General features: G+C 71.2%; 20 protein-coding genes. 9 read left to right on the forward strand and 11 right to left on the reverse strand.

The genetic code is table 11. The features are described from left to right. Nucleotides 1–41: 41 nt before the first annotated feature. Nucleotides 42–857, forward strand: a complete 816-nt coding sequence (locus IZR02_RS01705; protein ID WP_025104017.1) for a TspO/MBR family protein — start codon at nucleotides 42–44, stop codon at nucleotides 855–857. Here IZR02_RS01705 and IZR02_RS01710 read toward each other — a convergent pair. From IZR02_RS01710 to IZR02_RS01735, 6 genes are read right to left on the reverse strand one after another with little or no spacing between them, the layout of a single operon-like run. Next, nucleotides 854–1525 (reverse strand): response regulator, encoded by a 672-nt coding sequence (locus tag IZR02_RS01710; RefSeq protein WP_025104016.1) that lies wholly within the window; start codon nucleotides 1523–1525, stop codon nucleotides 854–856. The genes IZR02_RS01705 and IZR02_RS01710 overlap by 4 nt on opposite strands. Next, nucleotides 1522–4083 carry an ATP-binding protein gene (locus IZR02_RS01715; RefSeq protein WP_062766110.1) on the reverse strand — a complete coding sequence of 854 codons (2562 nt, stop codon included), beginning with the start codon at nucleotides 4081–4083 and terminating at the stop codon, nucleotides 1522–1524. The genes IZR02_RS01710 and IZR02_RS01715 overlap by 4 nt, the downstream gene beginning before the upstream one ends. Next, nucleotides 4080–4685, reverse strand: a complete 606-nt coding sequence (gene kdpC, locus IZR02_RS01720; protein WP_062766113.1) for a potassium-transporting ATPase subunit KdpC — start codon at nucleotides 4683–4685, stop codon at nucleotides 4080–4082. The genes IZR02_RS01715 and kdpC overlap by 4 nt, the downstream gene beginning before the upstream one ends. Nucleotides 4686–4705: 20 nt before the next feature. Beyond that, on the reverse strand, nucleotides 4706–6874 hold the full coding sequence (kdpB, locus tag IZR02_RS01725; RefSeq protein WP_217316553.1) for a potassium-transporting ATPase subunit KdpB: 2169 nt from the start codon (nucleotides 6872–6874) through the stop codon (nucleotides 4706–4708). A gap of 2 nt (nucleotides 6875–6876) precedes the next feature. Beyond that, nucleotides 6877–8553 (reverse strand): potassium-transporting ATPase subunit KdpA, encoded by a 1677-nt coding sequence (gene kdpA, locus IZR02_RS01730; RefSeq protein WP_025104012.1) that lies wholly within the window; start codon nucleotides 8551–8553, stop codon nucleotides 6877–6879. Then, nucleotides 8553–8642, reverse strand: a complete 90-nt coding sequence (locus tag IZR02_RS01735) for a potassium-transporting ATPase subunit F (RefSeq protein WP_036292752.1) — start codon at nucleotides 8640–8642, stop codon at nucleotides 8553–8555. The genes kdpA and IZR02_RS01735 overlap by 1 nt, the downstream gene beginning before the upstream one ends. A gap of 279 nt (nucleotides 8643–8921) precedes the next feature. Between IZR02_RS01735 and IZR02_RS01740 the strand changes: the two genes are divergently transcribed. Next, entirely contained in the window at nucleotides 8922–10070 is a 1149-nt protein-coding gene (locus IZR02_RS01740) for an SLC13 family permease (RefSeq protein ID WP_025104011.1), read from the forward strand. Nucleotides 10071–10141: 71 nt separating this feature from the next. Here the strand turns inward: IZR02_RS01740 and IZR02_RS01745 are convergent, their stop codons facing one another. After that, a complete protein-coding gene (locus IZR02_RS01745; protein ID WP_025104010.1) occupies nucleotides 10142–10741 on the reverse strand; it encodes an FMN-binding negative transcriptional regulator in 600 nt (199 codons plus the stop codon). Then, nucleotides 10714–11694, reverse strand: coding sequence for a DMT family transporter (locus IZR02_RS01750; RefSeq protein WP_025104009.1), 981 nt, complete (start codon nucleotides 11692–11694; stop codon nucleotides 10714–10716). Before IZR02_RS01750 ends, IZR02_RS01745 begins: the two co-directional genes overlap by 28 nt. On the opposite strand from IZR02_RS01750, the gene IZR02_RS01755 reads away from it, so the two are divergent. After that, nucleotides 11693–13099 carry a PLP-dependent aminotransferase family protein gene (locus IZR02_RS01755; RefSeq protein WP_025104008.1) on the forward strand — a complete coding sequence of 469 codons (1407 nt, stop codon included), beginning with the start codon at nucleotides 11693–11695 and terminating at the stop codon, nucleotides 13097–13099. The two genes, IZR02_RS01750 and IZR02_RS01755, sit on opposite strands and share 2 nt — an antisense overlap. A gap of 9 nt (nucleotides 13100–13108) precedes the next feature. Here IZR02_RS01755 and IZR02_RS01760 read toward each other — a convergent pair whose 3' ends face one another. Beyond that, nucleotides 13109–15058, reverse strand: a complete 1950-nt coding sequence (locus IZR02_RS01760) for an APC family permease (protein WP_430623516.1) — start codon at nucleotides 15056–15058, stop codon at nucleotides 13109–13111. Between the two features lie 224 nt (nucleotides 15059–15282). Here IZR02_RS01760 and IZR02_RS01765 point away from each other — a divergent pair, with 224 nt between their 5' ends. Both IZR02_RS01765 and IZR02_RS01770 read left to right on the forward strand, forming a co-directional pair. After that, nucleotides 15283–16371 (forward strand): VanZ family protein, encoded by a 1089-nt coding sequence (locus IZR02_RS01765; RefSeq protein WP_025104006.1) that lies wholly within the window; start codon nucleotides 15283–15285, stop codon nucleotides 16369–16371. 10 nt (nucleotides 16372–16381) lie between these two features. Further along, the gene (locus IZR02_RS01770) at nucleotides 16382–17086 is read left to right on the forward strand and encodes a GTP pyrophosphokinase (RefSeq protein ID WP_025104005.1); all 705 of its coding nucleotides are present in this window, start codon (nucleotides 16382–16384) and stop codon (nucleotides 17084–17086) included. A 15-nt stretch (nucleotides 17087–17101) separates the two neighbouring features. On the opposite strand, the gene IZR02_RS01775 is transcribed toward IZR02_RS01770, so the two are convergent. Further along, nucleotides 17102–18316, reverse strand: coding sequence for an amidohydrolase (locus IZR02_RS01775; RefSeq protein WP_025104004.1), 1215 nt, complete (start codon nucleotides 18314–18316; stop codon nucleotides 17102–17104). A 109-nt stretch (nucleotides 18317–18425) separates the two neighbouring features. Beyond that, nucleotides 18426–19067, reverse strand: a complete 642-nt coding sequence (locus tag IZR02_RS01780; protein ID WP_025104003.1) for a TetR/AcrR family transcriptional regulator — start codon at nucleotides 19065–19067, stop codon at nucleotides 18426–18428. Between the two features lie 153 nt (nucleotides 19068–19220). On the opposite strand from IZR02_RS01780, the gene IZR02_RS01785 reads away from it, so the two are divergent. The 4 genes from IZR02_RS01785 to IZR02_RS01800 all read left to right on the forward strand — a co-directional run bounded on the left by IZR02_RS01785 (nucleotide 19221) and on the right by IZR02_RS01800 (nucleotide 23700). After that, on the forward strand, nucleotides 19221–20882 hold the full coding sequence (locus IZR02_RS01785) for an ABC transporter substrate-binding protein (RefSeq protein WP_025104002.1): 1662 nt from the start codon (nucleotides 19221–19223) through the stop codon (nucleotides 20880–20882). 105 nt (nucleotides 20883–20987) lie between these two features. After that, nucleotides 20988–21812 (forward strand): ABC transporter ATP-binding protein, encoded by an 825-nt coding sequence (locus IZR02_RS01790; protein ID WP_025104001.1) that lies wholly within the window; start codon nucleotides 20988–20990, stop codon nucleotides 21810–21812. Then, nucleotides 21809–22615 carry an ABC transporter ATP-binding protein gene (locus IZR02_RS01795; protein ID WP_025104000.1) on the forward strand — a complete coding sequence of 269 codons (807 nt, stop codon included), beginning with the start codon at nucleotides 21809–21811 and terminating at the stop codon, nucleotides 22613–22615. The genes IZR02_RS01790 and IZR02_RS01795 overlap by 4 nt, the downstream gene beginning before the upstream one ends. Continuing rightward, on the forward strand, nucleotides 22612–23700 hold the full coding sequence (locus IZR02_RS01800) for an ABC transporter permease (protein WP_025103999.1): 1089 nt from the start codon (nucleotides 22612–22614) through the stop codon (nucleotides 23698–23700). The genes IZR02_RS01795 and IZR02_RS01800 overlap by 4 nt, the downstream gene beginning before the upstream one ends. Nucleotide 23701 lies beyond the last annotated feature (1 nt).

The following is a 23701-nucleotide window of genomic DNA, read 5'->3' on the forward strand; positions in this document are numbered from 1 at the left end:
AGGCCACTGCTTTCCGCGCCCGCCCCGCGTAGGGTGCGGGCATGGAGACCTCGACGAAGGGCATCGCCCGCCAGAGCCTCGTGATCGCCGCCGCCGTGTTCATGCTGATCGCCGCGGCCATCGGCGCCGGAGCATTCGGCGGGGACTCCGTCGACGAGCTCCAGAACGGGGCGCTCTCGGCGCAGGGCTCGTACCTCGCCCCGGCCGGGCCGGCGTTCTCGATCTGGTCGCTCATCTACCTCGGACTCCTCGCCTACACCGTGTGGCAGGCCCTCCCCGCGCAGCGCCAGGACGAGCGTCAGCAGGCGGTCGGCGGCTGGATCGCCCTCTCCCTGGTCCTCAACGGCCTCTGGCTGGTGACCGCGCGGTACCTGACGCTGTGGCTCACCGTGCTCGTGATCGCGCTGCTGCTCGCGACGCTCGCGCGCATCATCGTGCTCCTCGGCCGGTACCCCGCCCGCTCCCTCGCCGACCGCCTCCTCACCGACGGCGCGAACGGCCTGCACTTCGGCTGGGTCACGATCGCGACGGTCGCCAACACCGCTGCCTGGCTCACGCAGACCGTCCCGGAGATCGGGGCGGATGCCCCCGACGCCTGGGCCGTCGCCGTGCTCGTCGTCGTGCTGGTGATCGGCGCCGCATCGGCCTGGTTCACCGGCCGCCTCGCCCCGGCGCTGGCGACGGCCTGGGGGCTGAGCTGGCTCGCGATCGGGCGTCTCACGGGCGAGCCGGAGAGCACGCCGACCGCCGTCACCGCGATCATCGTCGCCGTCCTGCTCGTCGTCGTCGGCGTCGTGGCCGTCCTCCGCCGGCGGCGCCGCGCCGGCACGCACGACCGCGCGCCGCTCGGTCGCTAGAGCACCAGTCGGTAGCCCATCCCCGACTCGGTGAGGAGGTGGACGGGCGCCGAGGGTTCCCGCTCCAGCTTCTTGCGGAGCTGCGACATGTACAGCCGGAGATAGCCGGAGTCGGACACCTGCGCGCTGCCCCAGATCTCCTTGAGGAGATCCTGCCGGGTCACCAGCGCGCCCGGGTGCCGTGCGAGGTGCTCGAGCATCCGCCACTCGGTCGGCGTGAGGTGCACACGGGTGCCGGCGCGGGTCACGGTCTTCGTCGCGAGGTCGACGACGACATCCCCGAACGCGACCACGGACTCCCCGTTCGCGGCGACCGCGCGGCGGGAGAGCGCCCGGAGCCGGGCCAGCAGTTCATCCACCTGGAAGGGCTTCGTGACGAAGTCGTCCGCCCCCGCGTCCAGCGCCTCGACCTTGTCGGCCGAGCCCGTCCGCCCCGACACGACGATGATGGGCACGCTCGTCCAGCCGCGGAGGGCCTGGATCACCTCGATGCCGTCGAGCCGGGGCATGCCGAGGTCGAGCATGATGAGGTCGGGGTGAGTCTGCGCCGCGGCGGCGATCGCGGCGGCGCCATCGGCGGCCACGACGACCTCGTACCCGTGGGCCGCGAGGGTGATCCGCAGCGCCCGCACCATTTGGGGGTCGTCGTCGGCGATGAGGAGCTTCACTCCGTGCCCTCCGTGTCGGCGGTCCCTGCGGCGAGCGGCAGGGAGATGACCATGGTGAGTCCGCCCCCGGGGGTGTCCTCCGGTGTCAGGCTACCGCCCATGCCCTCGGTGAATCCGCGGGAGAGGGCGAGCCCGAGCCCCAGCCCGGTCGTGTTGTCGGTGTCGCCGAAGCGCTGGAACGGCTGGAAGATCGCATCCCGTCGTTCGGGGGCGATCCCCTCGCCGCGGTCGACGATCCGGATCTCCGCCCGATCGCCCAGCCGGCTGCTCGACACGAGCACACGGCTGCCCGCCGGCGCGTGCCGGTGGGCGTTGGCGAGCACGTTCACGAGCACGCGCTGGAGCAGCACCGGGTCGGCGTGCAGCGGCGGGAGGTCGGGATCGAGCGCGAGCTCGACGTCGGCGGGGCCGAGGCCGAGCTCGTCCACCGCGGCGAGCACGGGGCCGGCTGCGTCGATCCGCTGCGCCGAGACCGCGAGCACCCCCGCCTCCACCCGGCTCACGTCGAGGAGGTCGGTGACGAGGGTGGAGAGGGTCGCGAGACTCTCGTCCGCGGTCTCCAGCAGCTCCGCGCGGTCTTCGGCGGACAGGCCGTGCGCGCCGCGGAGGCCGCCGATCGCCGCGACGGCCGAGGCGAGCGGCCGCCGCAGATCGTGACTGACGGCGGAGAGGAGGGCGCTGCGCACCTGATCGGTCTCGGCGAGAGCCTCCGCCTCCCGTGCCGTGGCTCGCAGGTCGGTGTGCTCGATGGCGGCGGCGAGCTGGGCGACGATCGCGTCGAGCAGGCGGCGCTCCGGACCGGCGATCGGCTCGCCGTTGAGCTCCAGCACGGCGCGCGGGCCCCCACCGGACGCGACCCCGACCGGGATGGTCATGGCGCGGCCGTCCGGCACGGGCTCGCCGTCGCTCGCCAGCACCTCTCCGGACGGGGTGAGCAGCCGCACGCCGCTCAGACCGAACGCCTCCCGGGTGCGGCTGACGAGGGCGAGCACGGCGTTGTCGCCGCGGAGCACGTTCCCGGCGACGGCCGCGAGGAGCTCCGCCTCGGCGGTCGCCCGCTGCGCGGTCCTGGCCCGGCGGGCGGCCTGGTCGACGATGAGGCTCACGAGGATCGCGATGATGACGTAGAGGGTGAGGGCGAGCACGTGCAGCGGGTGCGCGATCGTGATCGTGAACAGCGGGGCGACGAAGAGGAAGTCGAGGGTGATGCCGGAGAGCACGGCCGCGAACACGGCGGGGCGGATCCCGCCGATGAGGGCGACGACCACGACGAGCAGCTGGTAGGCGAGCACCTCGGCCGTGATCGACTCCGGGCTGCGGACCGTGAACATCAGCCAGGAGAGCAGCGGACCGAACACCAGGGCCACGCCGAAGCCCAGCGCCTGACGCCGCCAGCCGAGCGCGCCGCCGGTGATGCGGGGGAGGGCGAGACGGCTGCCCGCCGCGGCGTGGGTCACGATGTGCACGTCGATGTCGCCCGAGCGGCGGATGACCTCGGCGCCGATCCCCGGTCCGGTGAGCGCGGCGGCGAGGCGGCCGCGGCGGCTCACCCCGATCACGAGCTGCGTCGCGTCGGCGCCCTGGGCGAACTCGACGAGCGTCGCGGGGATGTCGTCGCCGACCACCTGATGGTAGGTCCCGCCGAGCGACTCGACGAGGGAGCGCTGCGCGGCGAGGGCGCCGGGGGTCTCGTCGCGCAGCCCGTCCTGGGCGGTCACGTGCACGGCGAGCAGCTCCCCGCCGGCGGACCGGGCGGCGATGCGGGCCCCGCGGCGCAGCAGCGTCTCGCCCTCCGGGCCGCCGGTGAGGGCGACGACCACGCGTTCGCGTGCCTGCCACGCTCCGGCGATGCCCTGTTCGGCGCGGTAGCTGCGGAGCGCGCTGTCGACCTCGTCGGCGAGCCACAGCAGGGCGAGCTCCCGCAGGGCGGTGAGGTTGCCGAGGCGGAAGTAGTGCGAGAGCGCGGCATCGATGCGCTCCGCGGGGTAGACGAGGCCCGCGGCGAGGCGGTCGCGGAGCGTCTGCGGCGCCAAGTCGACGACCTCGATCTCGTCGGCGGCGCGGACGACCGCGTCCGGGATGGTCTCGCGCTGGGCGATGCCGGTGATCTTCTCCACGACCGCGTTCAGCGACTCGATGTGCTGCACGTTCACGGTGGTGACGACGTCGATCCCCGCGTCCAGCAGCTCCTCGACGTCCTGCCAGCGCTTGGGGTTGCGCGAGCCGGGGGTGTTCGTGTGCGCGAACTCGTCCACGAGCGCGATCTCGGGGCCGAGGGCGAGCACCGCGTCGAGGTCGAGCTCGGAGAGGACGACCCCGCGGTGGGCGTCTTCCCGGCGCGGCACTTCGGGCAGTCCGGAGGTCAGGGCGGCCGTGGCCGCACGGCCATGGGTCTCGACGATCGCGATGACCACGTCGCGGCCCTCGTCGCGGAGCCTCCGGCCCTCGGCGAGCATCTCGAAGGTCTTCCCGACCCCCGGCGCGGCGCCGAGGAGGACGCGCAGTCGTCCGCGGCGGTTCCGGTCCGTCGCGGGGCGCGGCGGCCGCTCTGCGCTCATGCACCCTCCCGGTCGTCGAGTGCGAGATTCAGCTCCGCGACGTTGATGCGCTCCTCGCCGAGGAACCCCAGGTCCCGCCCTTGAATCCTAGACTCCACCAGTGCCCGGACCTCGTCCTCCGGCAGGTCGCGGGCGGCCGCCACCCGCGGCACCTGCAGCAGGGCGTACGCGACGCTGATGTGCGGGTCGAGACCGGAGCCGGACGCGGTCACGGCATCCGCGGGCACCGCGGACGGATCGACCCCCTCCCTCGCGGCGATCTCGGCCTTCCGTTCGGCGATGGCGGCGACGAGGTCGGGATTCTCCGGCCCGAGGTTGCTGCCGCTCGACGCTGCTCCGTCGAATCCGTCGCCCGCAGCCGAGGGGCGGGACTGGAAGTACTCGGGCAGGGCCTCGCCGTCGGCATCCGTGAAGGACTGGCCGATGAGCGCGCTGCCCCGGTCGCCGGGGAGCATCGAGCCGTTCGCCTGCGCGGGGAGGAGGAGCTGGCCGATGCCGGTGACGAGCAGCATGTACCCGACGCCGAGGACGAGGGTGAGGACGAGCATCGCGCGGACGGCGACACCGGCGGTGCGCACCGTGGTGCGGGTGGTGGACGACATGGCGTTCCTTTCGAGCCCGGTCAGAAGCCGGGGAGGAGGCTGACGAGGAGGTCGATGAGCTTGATGCCCACGAACGGGGCGATGACGCCGCCGAGGCCGTAGACCAGCAGGTTCCGCAGCAGGATCTGCGAGGCGCTCGCCGGCCGGTAGGTCACGCCGCGCAGCGCGAGCGGGATGAGGAACACGATCACGATGGCGTTGAAGATGATCGCGCTCGTGACCGCCGAGGCCGGCGAGTGCAGCTGCATGATGTTCAGCGCCGCGAGTCCGGGGAACACGCCCATGAACATCGCCGGGATGATGGCGAAGTACTTCGCGATGTCGTTCGCGAGCGAGAACGTCGTCAGCGCGCCGCGGGTGATGAGCAGCTGCTTCCCGATGCGGACGATGTCGATGAGCTTGGTCGGGTCGGAGTCGAGGTCGACCATGTTGCCGGCCTCCTTGGCGGCGGAGGTGCCCGTGTTCATCGCGACGCCGACGTCGGCCTGGGCGAGCGCGGGGGCGTCGTTCGTGCCGTCCCCGGTCATCGCGACGAGGCGCCCGCCCTCCTGCTCGCGGCGGATGAGGTCGAGCTTGTCCTCCGGGGTGGCCTCGGCGAGGTAGTCGTCGACGCCGGCCTCGGCCGCGATGGCCTTCGCGGTGAGGGGGTTGTCTCCGGTGATCATGACCGTGCGGATGCCCATGCTGCGCAGCTCGTCGAACCGCTCTCGGAGGCCGTCCTTGACGATGTCCTTGAGATGCACGACCCCGAGGATCCGATGGGTCCCTGAGCTTGTCGAAGGGCCCTGCACCGCGACGACGAGGGGCGTGCCGCCGCCCGAGGCGACGTCGTCGGTGAGGGTCGTGAGCTCGTCATCGGGGGTCTGCCCCAGCCAGGCCGCCACGGCCGAGGCGGCGCCCTTGCGGATCTGCGTGCCGTCGGCGAGGTCGAGACCGCTCATGCGCGTCTGCGCCGTGAACGGGACGACGACGGCGTCCGCCGGGGCCTCGACCCGGATCCCGCGGGCGGCGGCGAGTTCGACGATCGATGCGCCCTCCGGCGTCGGATCGGCGAGGGAGGACAGGGCGGCGGTATGCAGCAGCTCCGCGGCGTCCACTCCGGTGAGCGGCAGCACGGCGTGGGCGCGGCGGTTGCCGTGGGTGATGGTGCCGGTCTTGTCGAGGAGCAGCGTGGTGACGTCGCCCGCGGCCTCCACCGCCCGCCCCGACATCGCCAGGACGTTGCGCTGCACGAGTCGGTCCATGCCCGCGATGCCGATGGCGGAGAGGAGGGCGCCGATCGTGGTCGGGATGAGGCAGACGAGCAGAGCGATGAGGACCGGGATGCTCACCGGCGACGCCGCGTACGAGGCGATCGGATTCAGTGCGAGGACGACGACGACGAACACGATCGACAGGCTCGCGAGGAGGATGTTCAGGGCGATCTCGTTCGGGGTGCGCTGCCGGCTCGCCCCCTCGACGAGCGCGATCATGCGGTCGACGAACGTCTCGCCGGGCTTTGACGTGATACGCACGACGATCTGATCCGACAGCACCCGGGTGCCGCCGGTGACGGCACTGCGGTCGCCGCCGGACTCGCGGACCACGGGGGCGCTCTCGCCGGTGATGGCCGACTCGTCCACGGTGGCGATGCCCGCGACGATGTCGCCGTCGCCCGGGATCAGCTCGCCCGCGGAGACGATCACGAGGTCGTCGCGCTGCAGCTCCGCCGACGACACCGTCTCCGTCGGCGCTTCGACAAGCTCAGCGACCCACTCCGCGCCCCCCTGGGTCCCTGAGCCCGTCGAAGGGCCCACCACCCGTCGCGCCATCGTCTGGGTGCGGGTGTTCCGCAGGCTCGCGGCCTGGGCCTTGCCCCGTCCCTCGGCGACCGACTCCGCGACGTTCGCGAAGAACACGGTCAGCCAGAGCCAGATCGCGATGCCCCACGTGAACGCCGCCGGGACGGGGGTGCCGCCGGAGGAGGCGGGTCCGCCGAGGAAGGGCTCCGCGATCGCGAGGACGGTCGTGAACGCGGCGCCGACCCAGACGAGGAGCATCACGGGGTTGCGCACGAGCGTCGCGGGGTTGAGCTTCCGGAGCGCGCCGGGGAGCGCCTGAGCGAGCTGGGCTCCGCCGAACGAGCGTGGGGGACGGGCGGGGGCCGCGGGGGCGTCCTGCTGTTCGGGAGGGGTGGTCAGGAGGGTCATGGTCAGAGTCCTTCGGCGAGCGGTCCCAGTGCGAGCACGGGGAAGTAGGTGAGGGCCGTCACGACGACGGTCACGGTGAGGAGCAGGCCGACGAACTGCGGCCGGTGGGTGGGGAGCGTGCCGGTCGTGGCCGGCACCCGCTCCTGCGCGGCGAACGATCCCGCGAGGGCCAGCACGAGCACGATCGGGAGGAAGCGCCCGAGCAGCATCGCGACGCCCAGGGCGGTGTTGAACCACGGGGTGTTCGCGGTGAGGCCGGCGAACGCGGAGCCGTTGTTGTTCGCGGCGGAGGTGAACGCGTAGAGCACCTCGCTCATGCCGTGCATGCCGGGGTTGAGGATGCTCGTGGACTCCACGTCCTCGCGGATGCCGGGGATCGCGAAGCTCAGGGCCGTGCCGCCGAGGACGAGCACCGGGACCACCAGGATGTAGAGGCTCGCGAGAGTCATCTCCCGCGGGCCGATGCGCTTCCCGAGCCACTCCGGGGTCCGTCCGACGAGCAGCCCGCCGACGAAGACCGCGACGATCGCGAGCACGAGCATCCCGTAGAGACCGGAGCCGACGCCGCCCGGAGCGACCTCGCCGAGCATCATGTTCAGCATCGGCATCATGCCGCCGAGCGCGGTGTACGAGTCGTGCATCGAGTTCACGGCCCCGGTCGAGGTGAGGGTGCTCGCGCTGCCGAAGAGGGTCGAGCCGAGGATGCCGAAGCGCTGCTCCTTGCCCTCCATCGCAGCCCCGGCGAGTTCGGGCGCGGCGCCACGTTCCGCCAGCTCCAGGGCCGAGAGTGCGGCGAGCGAGGCGAGGAACAGGGTGCCCATGACCGCGACGATCGCGTACCCCTGCCGGTGGTCGCCGACCAGTCGGCCGAACGTGCGGGGGAGGGCGAACGGGATCACCAGGATCAGCAGCACCTCGAGAAGGTTCGTCCACCCGGTCGGATTCTCGAAGGGGTGGGCGGAGTTGGCGTTGAAGAAGCCGCCGCCGTTGGTGCCGAGCAGCTTGATGGCCTCTTGCGACGCGACCGGACCGCCGGGGATCATCTGCGTGCCGCCGGAGACCGTGGCGACCTCGGTGAAGCCGTTCACGTTCTGGATCACGCCGCCCGCGAGCAGGGCCACCGCGCCGATCAGGGCGAGCGGGAGCAGCAGCCGCCCCAGGCCACGGGTGAGGTCGACCCAGAAGTTGCCGATCGTCGCGGAGCCACGGCGCGCGAGACCGCGGATCAGGGCGATGGCGATGGTGAGGCCGACGGCGGCGGAGACGAAGTTCTGCACCGTGAGGCCAGCGAGCTGCACCGTGTAGCCCATGGTCTGCTCGGGCGAGTACGACTGCCAGTTGGTGTTCGCGACGAAGGACGCGGCGGTGTTGAACGCGAGTCCCTCGGGCACGGCGGGCAGGCCGAGCGACGCGGGGAGGAAGGCCTGGAGCCGCTGCAGCCCGTAGACGAGCAGGAGGCCGACGAGCGAGAACAGCAGGACGCTGCGGGCGTAGGCGCGCCAGGTCTGCTCGGAGCGGGGGTCGACGCCGATCACCCGGTAGAGCCCGCGCTCGATGCGCAGGTCGCGTCCGGAGGTGTAGACGTGCGCGATGTAGTCGCCGAGGGGGCGGTAGAGGAGCACGAGCACGACCACGACAGCCGTGATCTGGAGGACGCCGTACAGGACCGTCGCGTCCATCAGAAGCGCTCCGGGGCGACGAGCGCCACGACCAGGTAGACGACCGCGGCGACGGCGAGGACCGCGGCGAGGATCTCGAAGACGATCATGCGCGGTCCACCGCCTTGGCGATGAGGGACACGAGGGCGAACAGCGCCAGGGTCAGCGCGAGGTAGATGATGTCGAGCACGTCCTCGATCCAACTGCGCCGCCCCGCCGCATCCGCCGATCCTCACGTTTCCCCTACGCCCACCCCCCGGATGCATGCGGGTTGCTCACGGAGACGGCCTTCGAATCGCGCACCTGGTCCCCAACCCGCCGCCGATGCAGCCAGGTGCGCGATTCGAAAAGGGCGCCGGCCCTATGCTCACGAGGTGGGAATCAGAAGGATGCGGATCGGCGTCGGGACGGGGATCGTCGCCGGGCTCGTGGTGGTCGCGCTCGTGTGCGTGCTCACCGGGTTCCTTCCGCCCACGGACGCCGGTGCGCTCGGGGAGCGGATCGCGCCCGTGCTGGGGTTCGTCGTCGCGATCACGATCGTCGCCGAGCTCGCCCGTGATGCGGCGGTGTTCGACGTCGTCTCGCAGCGCCTCGCGCGGTGGGGTCGTGGCCGCGTGGTCGTGCTGTGGGCGCTGGTGGTCGTGCTCGCCGTGGTGAGCACCGTGTTCCTCTCGCTCGACACGACCGCCGTGATCGTCACCCCGGTCGTCGTCGTGCTGGCGCAGAGCATCGGCGTCTCCCCGCTGCCGTTCGCCCTGGCCACCGTCTGGCTCGCCAACACCGCGTCGCTCGCGCTGCCGGTCTCGAACCTCACCAACCTGCTCGCCGCGCCCGCGATGGGGGAAGGCCCCGGGGCGTTCATCGCCCTGAGCTGGGCGCCCACGCTCGTGGGGATCCTGGTGCCCGTCGCGATCCTCACGGTCCTGCATCGGCGCACGGTCTTCGGCACGTACGAGACGCCCGAGCCTCGTCGACCCGCCGATCCGACGCTGTTCTGGAGCGCCACCGGCATCCTCGTCGTGCTGATGCCGCTGCTCGCGCTGACCCCCGACGTGTGGATCCCCGCCACGGTCGCGGCTCTCGCGTTGATCGCGCTGTTCGCCGTCCGTCGTCGCCACGCCCTGCGACTGTCGCTCGTCCCGTGGCAGGCGCTCGCGCTCGCCGCGTCGTTGTTCGTCCTGGTCGAGACCGCGCACGCGCAGGGACTGCTCGACTTCCTGACGTCACCGACCGCGGACGGCGACTCTCTCGGCGACCTGTTCCGGCTCGCGGCGCTCGGGGCTGTGAGCGCGAACGCGATCAACAACCTCCCGGCCTACCTCGTGCTCGAACCCGCCGCAGGGGACCCGGTCGCCCTGATGGCGTTGCTGATCGGCGTGAACCTGGGTCCGCTCATCACGCCGTGGGCCTCGCTCGCGACACTCCTCTGGCACCATCGCGTGACGGCGCTCGGGGTCGAGATCCGCTGGGGTCGCTTCGCGCTCTGGGGGGCCGTCGCCGCGGTGCCCACCGTCGCCCTCGCCACCCTCGTCCTCTGACCCCGTTTCGAATCGCTCGCTTTGCTGCACATCCGGCCGAGATGGAGCACAGTGCGCGATTCGAACGGGGGTCAGACGCGACGCATCTCGGCGGCCAGGGCGGGGTGGACCGCGTCGAACCGGGCGGCGATGCGCTCCCGCACCTCGGGGGCCTTGTTCTGGCTGAGCTTGGCGCGCGCGTCGAACCGGGTCACCCGGAGCCGCAGGCCCACCGTGCCCTTCGCGGCTCGTCGGGTGCCGGGCTCGTCCTCCGCGAGGCTCCGCCCGTGCGGCTGCCCACCCTCGAAGTGGTCGGTGAGCCGCGTGAGCATGGCGTAGTTCTCCTCCGCGGTGAGGATCTCCGGGGTGCCGGACAGGTGCGCGGTGACATGGTTCCAGGTCGGCACGAGGTCCCCGGGTGCGTAGAGGCTCGAGGACACGTAGTCGTGCGGCCCCTGGATGATCACCAGGATCTCGTGGCGACCGAGCTCGTGCAGCTCGTCGTCCGGACGCCCGAAGTGGCTCACGAGCACGATGTCGTCCTGGTCCTCGTCCTCGTCGAGCAGTACCGGGTAGTGCGAGGCGACGAGGCCGGCGGAGGTCGGCGAGACGAACGTCGCCCACGGGTGGGCGCGGATGAGGCGCTTCACCTCGTCGGGGTCGGTCATGAGGTAGCGGGGGGTGTGACGCATGGCGCCTCCTGTCGAGTGGGGGTGGGGGTGGGGGTGGGAGAAGAGCTGCGGGTGCGGACGGCGAGCCCGGCGCACACGACGACGGCGAGCCCGCCGAGCACCGTGGCCCCACCGACGTCCTCGTGGAAGAGGAAGGCGGCCCAGGTGATGCCCATGACGGGCTGGACGAGCTGGATCTGACTCACCTGCGCCATCGGGCCGATGGCGAGGCCGCGGTACCAGGCGAAGAATCCGAGGAACATGCTGACCGCGGCCAGGTAGGCGAATGCGAGCCACGCGGTCGGGCTGGCGATGGGCGGGGCGGCGACCCCGGCGGCCACGGCCACCGCGAGCATGATGGGAGCTGCGAGCACCAGGGCCCAGGAGATCGTCTGCCAGGCGCCGAGCTCGCGCGCGAGCAGGCCGCCCTCCGCGTAACCGACGGCCGCCGCGATGACGGCGCCGAACAGCTGGAGGTCGGCGGGGCGGAGGGCGCCGGGCGTGCCGTTCTGCACCGTCGCGAAGACGAGGGCCGCCGCGGACCCGAGAAGTGCGAACACCCAGAACGAGGCGGACGGGCGCTCGCGGGTGCGCAGCACGACGGCCACGGCGGTCGCGGCGGGGAGGAGGCCGATCACGACCGCCCCGTGACTCGCCGGCGTCGTGGTCATCGCGAACGACGTCAGCAACGGGAAGCCCGCGACCACACCGAGCGCGACGACCGCCAGGCGGGCCCACTGGACTGGGCTCGGCGCCTGCTGCCGCGTGACGAGGAGGACGACCGCGGCGAGCACGGCGGCGACGACCGCGCGCGCGGAGCCGATGAACAGCGGCGAGAGTCCGCCGCCGAGCGCGATCCGCGTGAACGGGAGCGTGAACGAGAAGGCGACGACGCCCAGGAGCCCCCAACCGGGACCGGCGGCGCGGGATAGCAGTGTTCCGTTCGGACGGATAACGCTACTGTGTTCTTTCATGAGTCAGGATAGCACCGCGCGGATCGTGGCCGGCCTGCGGGCGTGGATCGCTACGGCCGCCCCCGGCGCCCGCCTCCCCTCCAACCGCGCGCTGACGGCCGAGTACGCCGCGAGCCCCGTGACCGTGCAGAAGGCCGTGCAGCAGCTCGTCCGCCTCGGGCTCGTGGACGCGCGACCCGGCGTCGGCACGTTCGTCCGCGCCGCGCGCACCGTCCTGCCGGCGGACTACGGCTGGCAGTCCGGAGCGCTGGGGGCCGCCGCCGTGCGCCTCGACGGTCTCTCCTCGGCGCAGCGCCCGACCTCGCCGGACGCGATCGGGCTGCACTCCGGGTATCCGGCTCCGGACCTCCTCCCCGAGCGGCTCGTCCGGCAGGCCCTCGTCCGCGCCTCCCGGACCGCGTCCGCCCTCACCCGCTCGCCCGCGGCCGGCGAGCCCGGGCTGCAGGAGTGGTTCGCAGCGGAGCTGGCCGCCGCGGCCCCGGCGGGGGTCACGGTGCCGACCGCCCGCGACGCCGTCGTCATCTCCGGGAGCCAGAGCGGACTGAGCTCGATCTTCCGGGCGGTCGTCGGCGTCGGCCGGCCGCTGCTCATCGAGTCGCCGACCTACTGGGGCGCCCTGCTCGCGGCGGAGCAGGCGGGGGTCGTGCTCGTTCCCGTCCCCTCCGGGCCGCAGGGTCCGGATCCGGACGCCGTCGACAGGGCGCTCGCCGAGACCGGAGCCCGGGCGTTCTACGCGCAGCCCAACTTCGCGAACCCCACCGGCGCGCAGTGGCCGGCGGCGACGGGGGAGGCCGTGCTCGACGCGGTCCGTCGCCACGGCGCCTTCCTCATCGAGGACGACTGGGCGCACGACCTCGGCATCGACGCCGACCCGCGCCCCGTGGCCGCCTCCGACCACGACGGCCATGTGGTGTACCTGCGCTCGCTGACGAAGAGCGTGTCGCCGTCCCTGCGGGTGGCGGCGGTGATCGCGCGCGGTCCCGCCCGGGATCGCATCCTCGCCGATCGCGCGGCGGAGTCGATGTACGTCAGCGGGCTCCTGCAGGCCGCGGCCCTCGACGTGGTGACGCAGCCCGCCTGGCGCACACACCTCCGCGGCTTCCGGGAGCAGCTGCGCTCGCGGCGCGACCTGCTGCTGTCGTGCCTGACCGCCCAGGCGCCGACCGCGCTGGTGGAGGCCGTGCCGGTCGGCGGGCTGAACCTCTGGCTGCGGCTGCCGGACGGCACGGACGCCGCCGCGGTCGTCCGGGAGTGCGCGGCGCGCGGCCTCGTCATCGCGCCGGGGAGCGAGTGGTTCCCCGCGGAACCCTCCGGTTCCTACGTGCGGCTCAACTACGCGAGCGCCGACCCGTCCCGCTTCCCCGAGGCGGCGGCGATCCTCGGGGCCGTCCTCGCCGGCTCCTGACCGCCGCCGTCAGGACTCGGACGGCGGCCCGGCGGGGCGGTGCGCCCGGCGCCCGGCCACCACGACCGGCCGCCCCGCCCGCTCCTGCCCGGGCAGCGGACGCGAGCGCCGGCCGTAGATGAGCTCGGACGAGTCGAGCAGCCACGGCACCAGGGTGATCGACACCCCGTGCACGAGCATGAGCTGGTTCGCGAGGCGGCGGGCGCGCCGGTTGTGCAGGAAGTTCTCCCACCAGTGCCCCACGATGTACTGCGGCAGGTAGACCGTGACGACAGAGGAGCCGTGCTTCTCGCGGTACTGCCGGATGAACTGGGTCACGGGCTGTGCGAACGAGCGGTACGGCGACTCGACGATCACGAGCGGCACCGGCACGAGGTGGTCGGTCCACTCCTGCTGCAGGCGCGCGGCGTCGTCCTGCGACACGGCCACGTGCACGGCGAGGGTCTTGTCGTGCTTGGCGGCGATCGCGTAGTCGATGGCCTTCATCACCGGCTTCTGCAGATGGTTCACGAGGACGATCGCGACGTCGCCGGAGGCGCCGAAGCGGGTGGTGTCGTCGATGGCGATCTCGTGCTCGACGTCCCGGTAGTACCGCTTGACGCCGATCATGAGGAACGCGAGCACCGGGATGGCGAAGAACACGAGGTAGGCGCCGTGCGTGAACTTCGTGATCGTCACGATGACCAGTACGAGCACCGTGAGCGTCGCCCCGGCGGAGTTGATGAGCAGCCCCACGCGTGCGGAACGCCGGTCCGCGGCGCCGTCTCCGTTCGGCGGGACGGGTGCCCGGAGCAGCCGTCGCCAGTGCCGCACCATGCCGATCTGGCCCAGGGAGAACGAGACGAAGACGCCGATGATGTAGAGCTGGATCAGCGTCGTCAACCGGGCCTGGAACACCACGAGCACGGCGATCGCGGCGATCCCGAGGAGGATCATGCCGTTGGAGAACACGAGCCGGTCGCCGCGGGTGTTCAGCGACTTCGGGGCGTAGCCGTCGCGGGCGAGCACGGCCCCGAGCAGGGGGAAGCCGTTGAAGGCGGTGTTCGCCGCGAGGAGCAGCACGCAGGCCGTGGCCGCCTGCACGATGAAGAACGGGATGCTGCCGCCGCCGAACGTCGCCGCGGCGATCTGCGCCATGAGGCTCGGCTGCGGGGTCGTGCAGTCGAACCCGATGAGGTCGCAGGGGTTCTCGGCGTAGTGCACGCCGGCGATGAGGGCGAGGGCGGTGAGTCCGGAGAACAGGCAGATCGCGATGGTCCCCATGAGCACGAGGGTCGACTGGGCGTTGCGCACCTTCGGGGCCCGGAACGCGGGCACGCCGTTCGACACGGCCTCGACCCCGGTCAGCGCGGAGCAGCCGCTGGAGAACGCCCGGAGGATGAGCAGCAGCACGGCCGCCTGGCTGAGGCTCTCGGCCTGCACGGCGAACTCCGCGCTGGACGCGATCGGGGCGTCGCCGAGTGCCGTCCGGACGAGCCCGGTGACGATCATGATGCCGACCGAGCCGATGAACACGTACGTGGGGATCGCGAACACCAGGGACGCCTCCCGCACCCCGCGGAGGTTCACGATGATGATGAGCACGACGAAGCCGACCGCGAGCTCCACGCGGAGCGGGTCGAGCGCCGGCACCGCCGAGATGATGTTGTCCACCCCGGACGCGACCGACACGGCCACCGTGAGCACGTAGTCGACGAGGAGGGCCGCGGCCACGATCACCCCGGGGATCTCGCCGAGGTTCTTCGACGCGACCTCGTAGTCGCCGCCGCCGGAGGGGTACGCCTTGATGAGCTGCCGGTAGCTGAGCACCACCACGAGCAGCAGCACGACGACGGCCGCGGCGACGAGCGGGGTGAACGACAGGAACGTGAGGCCGCCGATGAGTAGGATCATCACGAGCTCCTGCGGGGCGTAGGCCACCGAGCTCAGCGCGTCCGAGGCGAAGATCGGCAGCGCCATGCGCTTGGGGAGGAGCTGCTCGTCGACCTGGGCGCTCGTCAGCGGGTCGCCGAGCAAGATGCGCTTGGCGCGCGGCGGCGCGTCCGGGGTCGGCCTCGTTTGTTCTGACACGTCCGGCGACACTACGCCGACCGGGGACGCCCTCACGCGATCCTCACGGAATCCCTACGGCCCGGTGGCGCTCCCTCACGGAATCCTCACGGCCTGCCGGTATCCTTGCGTCAGTGGGGGATCAGGTCGTTCTGGGGGTCATCGCCGTGGCGATCGGCCTGGCCGCGGGCGTCGTCCTCTTCGTGCCCTTCGTCGCGATCAGCTACCGCCGCCGCGGACGCCTCTCGCTCGGCCGCACGCTGCTCTGGCTCGCGGCGCTCGTCTACTTCTGGGCCATCTGGACGTACACGCTGCTGCCGCTGCCCGATCCGGACGCCATCCGCTGCGTGGGGGCGATCACCGACCCGATGTCCGTCGTGCGCGACGTGCAGAAGGCGTTCGCTGCGCCGGGCAACCCGCTGCGCCAGCCCGCCCTGCTCCAGCTCGTGTTCAACGTGCTGCTGTTCGTCCCGCTCGGGGCGTTCCTCCGCGTGCTGGGCGGCCGCGGCCTCCCGACCGCGCTCCTCGCCGGCTTCGGGCTCTCGCTGCTCGTGGAGACCACGCAGCTCACCGGCGTCTGGGGTCTGTACCCGTGCGCCTACCGCTTCTTCGACGCCGGCGACCTGATGACGAACACGACCGGAGCCGTGCTCGGCTCGGTGCTCGCTCTCGTGGTGCCCCGGTCGCTGCGCGGCCTGCAGGCGCGGGCGGATGCCGACGAGCCGCGCCCGGTCACCCGGGGTCGCCGCGCGCTGGCGATGCTGTGCGACGGACTCGCGAACGGGTTCGTCGTGCTCGCCGGGGGCGTCGCGGTGCAGCTCTGGCTCGAGTACGTCGTGCAGGACCGTCAGGCCGTTCTCGACGGCACCCTCGCCGGCACGGTGAGCACGGCGGTCGCCTGTGCGCTGTGGCTCGTGGTCATCCTCGTCACCGGCCGCTCGGTGGGAGACCTCGCCGTGCAGCTGCGCTACACCGGGTCGCCCCTGCCGGCCGCGCTCGCCCGGATGCTGCGCTGGGCGGGCGGCATCGGCGGACTCACGGCTCTCGGGATGCTCGGCGGGGTGTTCGACGCGCTCTCCTCGGTGCTGATCCTCGTCGCGATCGTGCTGCTGTTCACCACCCGTCAGGGGCGCGGCCTCCCCGGTCTGCTCTCCGGCCAGCACCTCGAGGACGCCCGCGTCGCGCTCTCGAATCCACAGGGGTTTCCGATCACGGATCGATAACGTCGTCCTCATGAGCGTGATCCCCGTCGACGAGCACCTGATCTCCGAGGCGAAGGAGCTCCGCGACCAGCTGCAGCGCTTCCTCCGCGAGTACGAGTTCGGGATGCGCGAGGTGGAGACGAAGATCTCGATCCTCCGCGACGAGTTCACCCACGACCACGCGTACAACCCCATCGAGCACGTGAAGAGCCGGCTGAAGTCGCCGGACAGCATCGTCGAGAAGATCGCCAGGAAGGGCATCGACGACCCCGACTTCGACCGCATCCGTGCCGAGATCACCGACATCGCCGGAGTGCGGGTGACGTGCAGCTTCGTCGCGGACGTCTACCGGCTGTTCGATCTGCTGACCGCGCAGGACGACGTGACCGTCCGCACGGTGAAGGACTACATCGCGAACCCGAAGCCGAACGGGTACAAGAGCCTGCACGCCATCATCGAGGTCCCCGTCTTCCTCTCGACGGGCGCGCTGTCCGTGCCGGTCGAGGTGCAGTTCCGCACCATCGCGATGGACTTCTGGGCGAGCCTGGAGCACAAGATCTACTACAAGTTCTCCAACCAGGTGCCCGCGCACCTCGTCGACAGTCTCAGCGACGCCGCCGACGCCGCCGCCGAACTCGACACCCGCATGGAGCGGCTGCACCGCGAGGCCCATGGCGTGCCGCAGCGGCAGCTCGCGCCGCCCCCTCCGCCCGCGCCGGGGATCGTCGAGGTCTGAGCGGCCCGACCCGCGTCAGGCCAGGAACTCGCGGGCGGCGGCGGACATCGCCGTGACCCCGACCTCGATCGTCGGATGGATCTCCGGCGCGAAGAACGGCGAGTGGTTCGTGGGGATGTCCTTCTCCACGGTGCCCGCGGCGACGGCCTCGGCGAACCGGGCGGGGTCGACGCCGCCCCAGAACCAGAACACGAGCGGCACCTCGGCGTCGCGGGCGAACCAGGAGACGTCCTCGCTGCCGGTGAACATGCCGGGGTCGACGACGGCCGACTCCCCGAGTGCCCGACGCAGCGCCGCCGAGACCCGCGCCGTGGCCTCCTCGTCGTTGATCGTGGCGGGGAGCGTGTGCTGCGTGTGGATCTCGGGTTCGCGCTCCGCGCCGGAGGCCATCGCCTCGGCGCGCACGATCCGCTCGACACTCGTCAGCACCTTCTCCCGCACGTTCTCGTTCGGGTAGCGGAGGCTGAGTTCCAGCTTCGCCTCGGCCGGGATGATGTTGTTCTTGAGTCCGGCGTGGATCGAGCCGACCGTCACCACGGCCACGCCCTGCGGATCGATCTCGCGCGAGGCGATCGTCTGCAGGCGCATCACGGTCGCGGCCGCCATCACGACCGGATCGATCGTGGCGTGCGGGCGGGAGCCGTGGCCGCCGCGGCCGTGCAGGGTGACCGTGAGGCCGTCCGACGCGGCCATCTGGGTGCCGCTGCGCACGCCGATGATCCCGGCGGGGAGCGGGGTGACGTGCTGACCGAGCACCACGTCGGGCTTCGGGTAGCGGGCGAGCAGGCCGTCGTCGAGCATCGCCCTGGCGCCGGCGCCGTACTCCTCGGCGGGCTGGATGAGCACGACGAGGGTGCCCGACCACTCCGCGCGCGTGGCCACGAGCTTCTCGACCGCGCCGATCATCGCGGTGACGTGCATGTCGTGGCCGCACGCGTGCATCACCGGCACGGTGGTGCCGGCCGGGTCGAGACCCTTCGCGGTGCTCGCGTACGCCAGTCCCGTCTGCTCCTCGACCGGCAGCGCGTCCATGTCGGCGCGCACCCACACGACCGGACCCTCGCCGTTGCGGAGCACTCCGACCACGCCGGTCACCCCGACGCCTTCTTCGACCTCGAGGCCCAGGTCGCGCAGATGCTGGGCGGCGATGCCGGCGGTGCGCGTCTCCTGGAACGAGAGCTCGGGGTGCTGATGCAGGTCGATGTAGAGCGCTTCGAGGTCGATCGTCATGGCCAGAGCCTAGCCGGGTGTGCGCCGAGACCCCGGCGTTCCGTCGAGACCCCGGCTTCGCCGCGCCGAGAGCGCGGGGTCTCGACGGGAATGCGGGGTCTCGGCAGGGTCAGTGCACGTAGGTCGGCAGTTCGGGTCCGGGACGCAGCACGGCGTTCACGATCGCCTGGATCGCGAACTCGCTCGTCTCGCCGAGTCCGATCACCTCGGGGTGCAGGAGCCACTGGAGCTGCAGGCCGTCCATCACGGCGAGGATGGCGGCCGACGCGGCGGCGATGGTCGCGGGTTCGGTCACACCCTCCTGCGCGCAGAGCTCGCCGAACGCCGCCGTCACCTCTCGGCGCAGGGTCGTGTAGCGCTCCTCGAAGTACTCGCGACCGGGGTGGTCGTCGGTCACCGACTCGGAGGACAGGACCGTGTAGGCCTGCACGATGCCCGGCCGCTTCTCGTTGGCGAACGCCGTGCGGACGAGGTGGAGGAACAGCTCCGGTCCGTCGGGGATGTGCTTCTCGGCGAGGTCGGCCACGTCGGCCTGGTCGCGGTAGGCGAGCACCTCGAGGAGGAGCTTCTGCTTCGAGCCGAAGTGATGCAGCACGCCGGCATGCGTGATGCCGACCTGCTCGGCGACGTCGGCGAGCGTGCCGTTCGTGGAGCCCTTGTTGCCGAAGATCTCCACGGCCGCCTTGAGGATCTGCTCGCGCTTCTCCCGCGTGGCCGGGCGCACCCGGACAGCGTGCACGTCGTCCGTCATGAACCCACCTCCCCTCGTCCCGCTCTGCTTGCCAACCAACTTACTCCTCGGTAACCTCTCCACAGCTTACTTTCTCGACAGTAAGCAAAGCGGCGGTCGGAGGCGATCCGTCGGCCGCCACGCCGCACAAGGACCCGTGCCCAAGGAGAAGCAATGAAGCTCACGAAAACCCTGATCGCCGCCAGCGCGGTCGCCGTCCTGGGCGTCTCGGCGCTCGCCGGATGCTCGGCGGGCGGTGGTTCCGGCGATGACGCCGGTTCCGCCTCCCTCACGATCGCGAAGCCCGACGGCGCGATCACCACCGAGTCGAACAACCCGTTCGTCGGCGACTCCGCCGCGTCGAAGTACGGCTATGCCAAGGTCGTGTTCGAGACCCTCGCGCTGGTGAACCAGACCGGCGACCGCGGTGTCACGCCGTGGCTCGCCGAGAGCCTCGAGTGGAACGACGACTACACGCAGCTCACGGTCGTCCCGCGCGCGGACGTCACCTGGAGCGACGGCGAGCCGTTCACGGCCGAGGACATCGTCTTCTCCTTCGAGACCGCCTCGATCCCCGCCCTCGACACCGCCGGCCTCAAGTTCGAGGGCGCCGAGGTCGACGGTGACACGGTCGTGCTGAGCTTCGGCGACTCCAAGTACGTCAACCAGGCCCGCGTGCTGCACGTGCCCATCGTCCCCAAGCACATCTGGGAGAACTTCGACGACCCGGCCACCGACCCCGTCACGGGCGACGACCTCGTCGGCACCGGCCCCTACGCGATGGCGAACTGGTCGACCGAGTCGGTCACGCTCGACGCGCGCGACGACTACTGGGGCGGCGAGCTCGCCGTGCCGGAGCTGCACTACGTCTCGTACGGCGACAACACCGCCCTCACCACGGCCCTCGCGAACGGCGACGCCGACTGGGCGCAGGCGTTCATCCCGCAGATCGAGGAGCAGTTCCTCTCGGCCGACCCCGAGCACAACAAGTTCCTCGCCTCCCCGACCACCGGCTCGGCCACGCTGTTCATGAACCTGCAGCAGAAGCCGTTCGACGACCCCGCCTTCCGTCAGGCGCTCGCCTGGGTGATCGACCGCGACGCCTACGTCGACATCGCACGCGAGGGCGCCAGCGAGGCCGTCTGGTCGGTCACGGGCCTGTCGTCGATCCTCGAGGACGAGATCCAGCCCGAGTTCCAGGGCGTCGACTACAAGGTCGATGCTGAGAAGGCGCGTGACCTGCTGGAGACCGCCGGGTACACCTGGAAGGACGACGCCCTGATCGACCCCGACGGCACGCCCGTCTCGTTCACGCTCTCCGTCCCGTCCGGCTGGAGCGACTGGAACACGGCGCAGGAGCTCATCGCCGAGGACGTGAAGGACAGCATCGGCGCCGAGGTCAAGATCGACATGCCCGACTGGGGCGGCTGGGCCGACCCCCGCGACAACGGCACGTTCTCCGCGATCATCCACTGGCTGGAGGACAGCGGCACGGCGTACGGCCTGTACACGTCGACCATGGACCCGCGCTGGATCTCGCCCGAGGGCAAGGCCGGCTTCAACTTCGGCCGCTTCGACGACCCGGAGGCGACCGCCGCACTGAACACCTACGCCAACGCCTCGTCCGACGAGGAGCGCACCGCCGCGATCGACACGCTGCAGACGATCTTCTCGGAGCAGGTGCCGGCCATCCCGCTGGGCGCCCACCCGCTGCTCGGCGAGTTCAACACGCGCAACTACGTCGGCTGGCCGTCGGAGACCGACACGTACGCGTCCGCCGACCCGACGCAGCCGAACATCGTGCAGATCCTCACGAAGCTGAAGCCCGCCGAGTAGGACTTCGACAGGCTCAGCCACCCACGGCGGGGCTTCGACAGGCTCAGCCACCCATCTGGGTCCCTGAGCCTGTCGAAGGGCCCGCCCCCCACGAAGGACACCCCCATGCCAGACCCCCTGCTCACCGTGCGCGACTTCTCCGTCGTGTACGACGTCGATCCCCCTGTCGAGGCGGTGAAGAACGTGACCCTCGAACTGCAGCGCGGCGAGATCCTCGGCCTCGCCGGGGAGAGCGGATGCGGCAAGACCACGCTCGCCTACGGGGTGCAGCGCCTGCTGCGTGCTCCGGCCGTCATCACCGGCGGCAGCGTGACCTTCCACGACGCGACCGGCATCGACATCGACATCAACGCGCTGGACGTCGACGCGATGCAGCGATTCCGCTGGGACAAGGTGTCGATGGTGTTCCAGGGCGCGATGAACGCCCTCAACCCCGTGGCCACGATCGGCTCCCAGTTGGAGGACGTGTTCGAGATCCACCGCCCCGACATGAACCGCAGGCAGCGGCGTGCCGAGGCCGAGGAGCTGCTCGAGATCGTCAAGGTCGGCCGTCAGCGCGTGCGCTCCTTCCCGCACGAGCTCTCCGGCGGCATGCGCCAGCGCGTCATGATCGCCATGGCCCTGGCGCTGCGTCCCCAGCTGATGGTCATGGACGAGCCGACGACCGCGCTCGACGTGCTGGTGCAACGGGAGATCCTCAAGCAGATCTCGCAGCTGCGGCACGAGTTCGGCTTCTCGGTGATCTTCATCACCCACGACCTCCCGCTCCTGCTGGAGATCAGCGACCGGATCGCGATCATGCGCGAAGGAGAGATCATCGAGCTCGACACGGCGGAGCGCATCTGGACGCAGCCGGAGCACGAGTACACGAAGACGCTGCTGTCGTCGTTCCCCCGGCTCACCGGGGAGAGAGGGGTGCTGGTGCGATGACCACCCTCGAATTCCGCCATGTCACGAAGGCGTACAACGTCCGAGGCGCAGGGCAGATCAAAGCCCTCGACGACGTGAGCTTCACCCTGACGTCGGGCCAGACGATCGGCCTGGTCGGCCAGTCCGGCAGCGGCAAGTCCACGATCGCGAAGATCCTCACCCAGCTCGAGACCCCGAACAGCGGCGAGGTGCTGCTCGACGGCACGCCGATCCCGCGCCGCGGCAAGGGCCTGCGAAGGTATCGCCAGCAGCTGCGGATGGTGTTCCAGGACCCGTTCGCCTCGCTCAACCCGTACCACTCCATCCGCTACCACCTGGAGCGTCCGCTCCGCCTCGACGACGTGGTGCCGAAGAAGGAGACCGAGAACGAGGTGCGTCGGCTCCTCGACCGGGTGCGCCTCGATGCGGACGCGGTGATCGACCGCCGCCCCCACGAGCTGTCGGGCGGCCAGCGGCAGCGCGTGGCCATCGCGCGCGCCCTGGCCTCGCGTCCCTCGCTCCTCGTCGCCGACGAGCCGGTGTCGATGCTCGACGTCTCCATCCGGCTCGGCGTGCTGAACCTGCTCGCCGACCTGCAGCGCGAAGAGGGACTCGGTGTGCTCTACATCACGCACGACCTGGCGACCGCCCGGCACTTCAGCGACGAGATCATGGTCCTCAACCAGGGGCGCGTGGTCGAGTACGGCACCGCCGACGACGTGATCCTCAACCCGCAGGATCCGTACACCCGCGAGCTGCGCGCGGCCTCTCCTGATCCGGAGAAGCACTTCGCTGCGGCGGCATCGAACGGAGGCGCGCTGTGAGCTCCGCTCTCCCCCAGCTCGACGACAACGACCTCGTCGCCCGCGATGCCCTGGAGGTCGGCACCACGGCGACCACGGCGGAGCGCACCAGGCGGCCGGTGCCGTGGCGCTTCTTCGCCGGTCGCGCGGCGTTCTATCTGTTCACGCTGTGGGCGGCGATCACGATCAACTTCTTCCTGCCCCGCCTCATGAAGGGCGACGCGGTCAGCTCGTACCTCGCGCGCAACCGCACCGTGAGCCCCGAGGCGGCAGAGGCCCTGCGCGTGCTCCTCGGCATCGACACCGACAAGTCCATCTGGCAGCAGTACATCGAGTACTGGGGGATGCTGCTGCGCGGCGACCTCGGCATCTCGACCCTGCACGGTCTGCGGCCGGTCGCCGAGGTGCTCGCCGCCGCCCTGCCCTGGACGCTCGGGCTGGTCGGCATCGCGACCATCATCTCGTTCGCGATCGGCACGCTGCTCGGAGCCGTCGTCGGGTGGAAGCGCGGCAGCAAGCTCGACGCGATCATCCCGGTGACGACGTTCTTCAACACGATCCCGTACTTCTGGCTGGGACTCATCGCCATCGCGATCTTCTCCTCGACCCTGAAGTGGTTCCCCTCATCGCACGCCTACGACAAGGGGCAGTCGCCGGAATGGAGCCTCGACTTCATCGGCCAGGTCATCATGCACGGCACGCTCCCGGCGCTGACCATCGTGGTCGCCTCGCTCGGCGGGTGGGTGCTCGGCATGCGCAACATGATGCTGACGGTGCTCGACGACGACTACATCACGGTCGCGCAGGCGAAGGGCATGCCCAACAAGCGGGTGCTCTGGGGCTACGCCGCCCGCAACGCGGTGCTGCCGCAGATCCAGAGCTTCGCGCTGTCGATCGGCTTCATCGTCGGCGGCACGATCGTCATGGAAATGGTGTTCAGCTATCCGGGTGTCGGCAAGCTGCTGCTCGACGCGACCAACGCCAAGGACTTCGCCCTCATGCAGGGCGTGTTCCTCGTGATCACGCTGTCGGTGCTCGTGGCCAACATCCTCGCCGATGTCGTCTACGCCTACCTCGACCCGCGCACGCGCCAGATGGAGTCCTGAC

This window comes from Microbacterium paraoxydans (genome assembly GCF_019056515.1).
GTDB lineage: Bacteria > Actinomycetota > Actinomycetes > Actinomycetales > Microbacteriaceae > Microbacterium.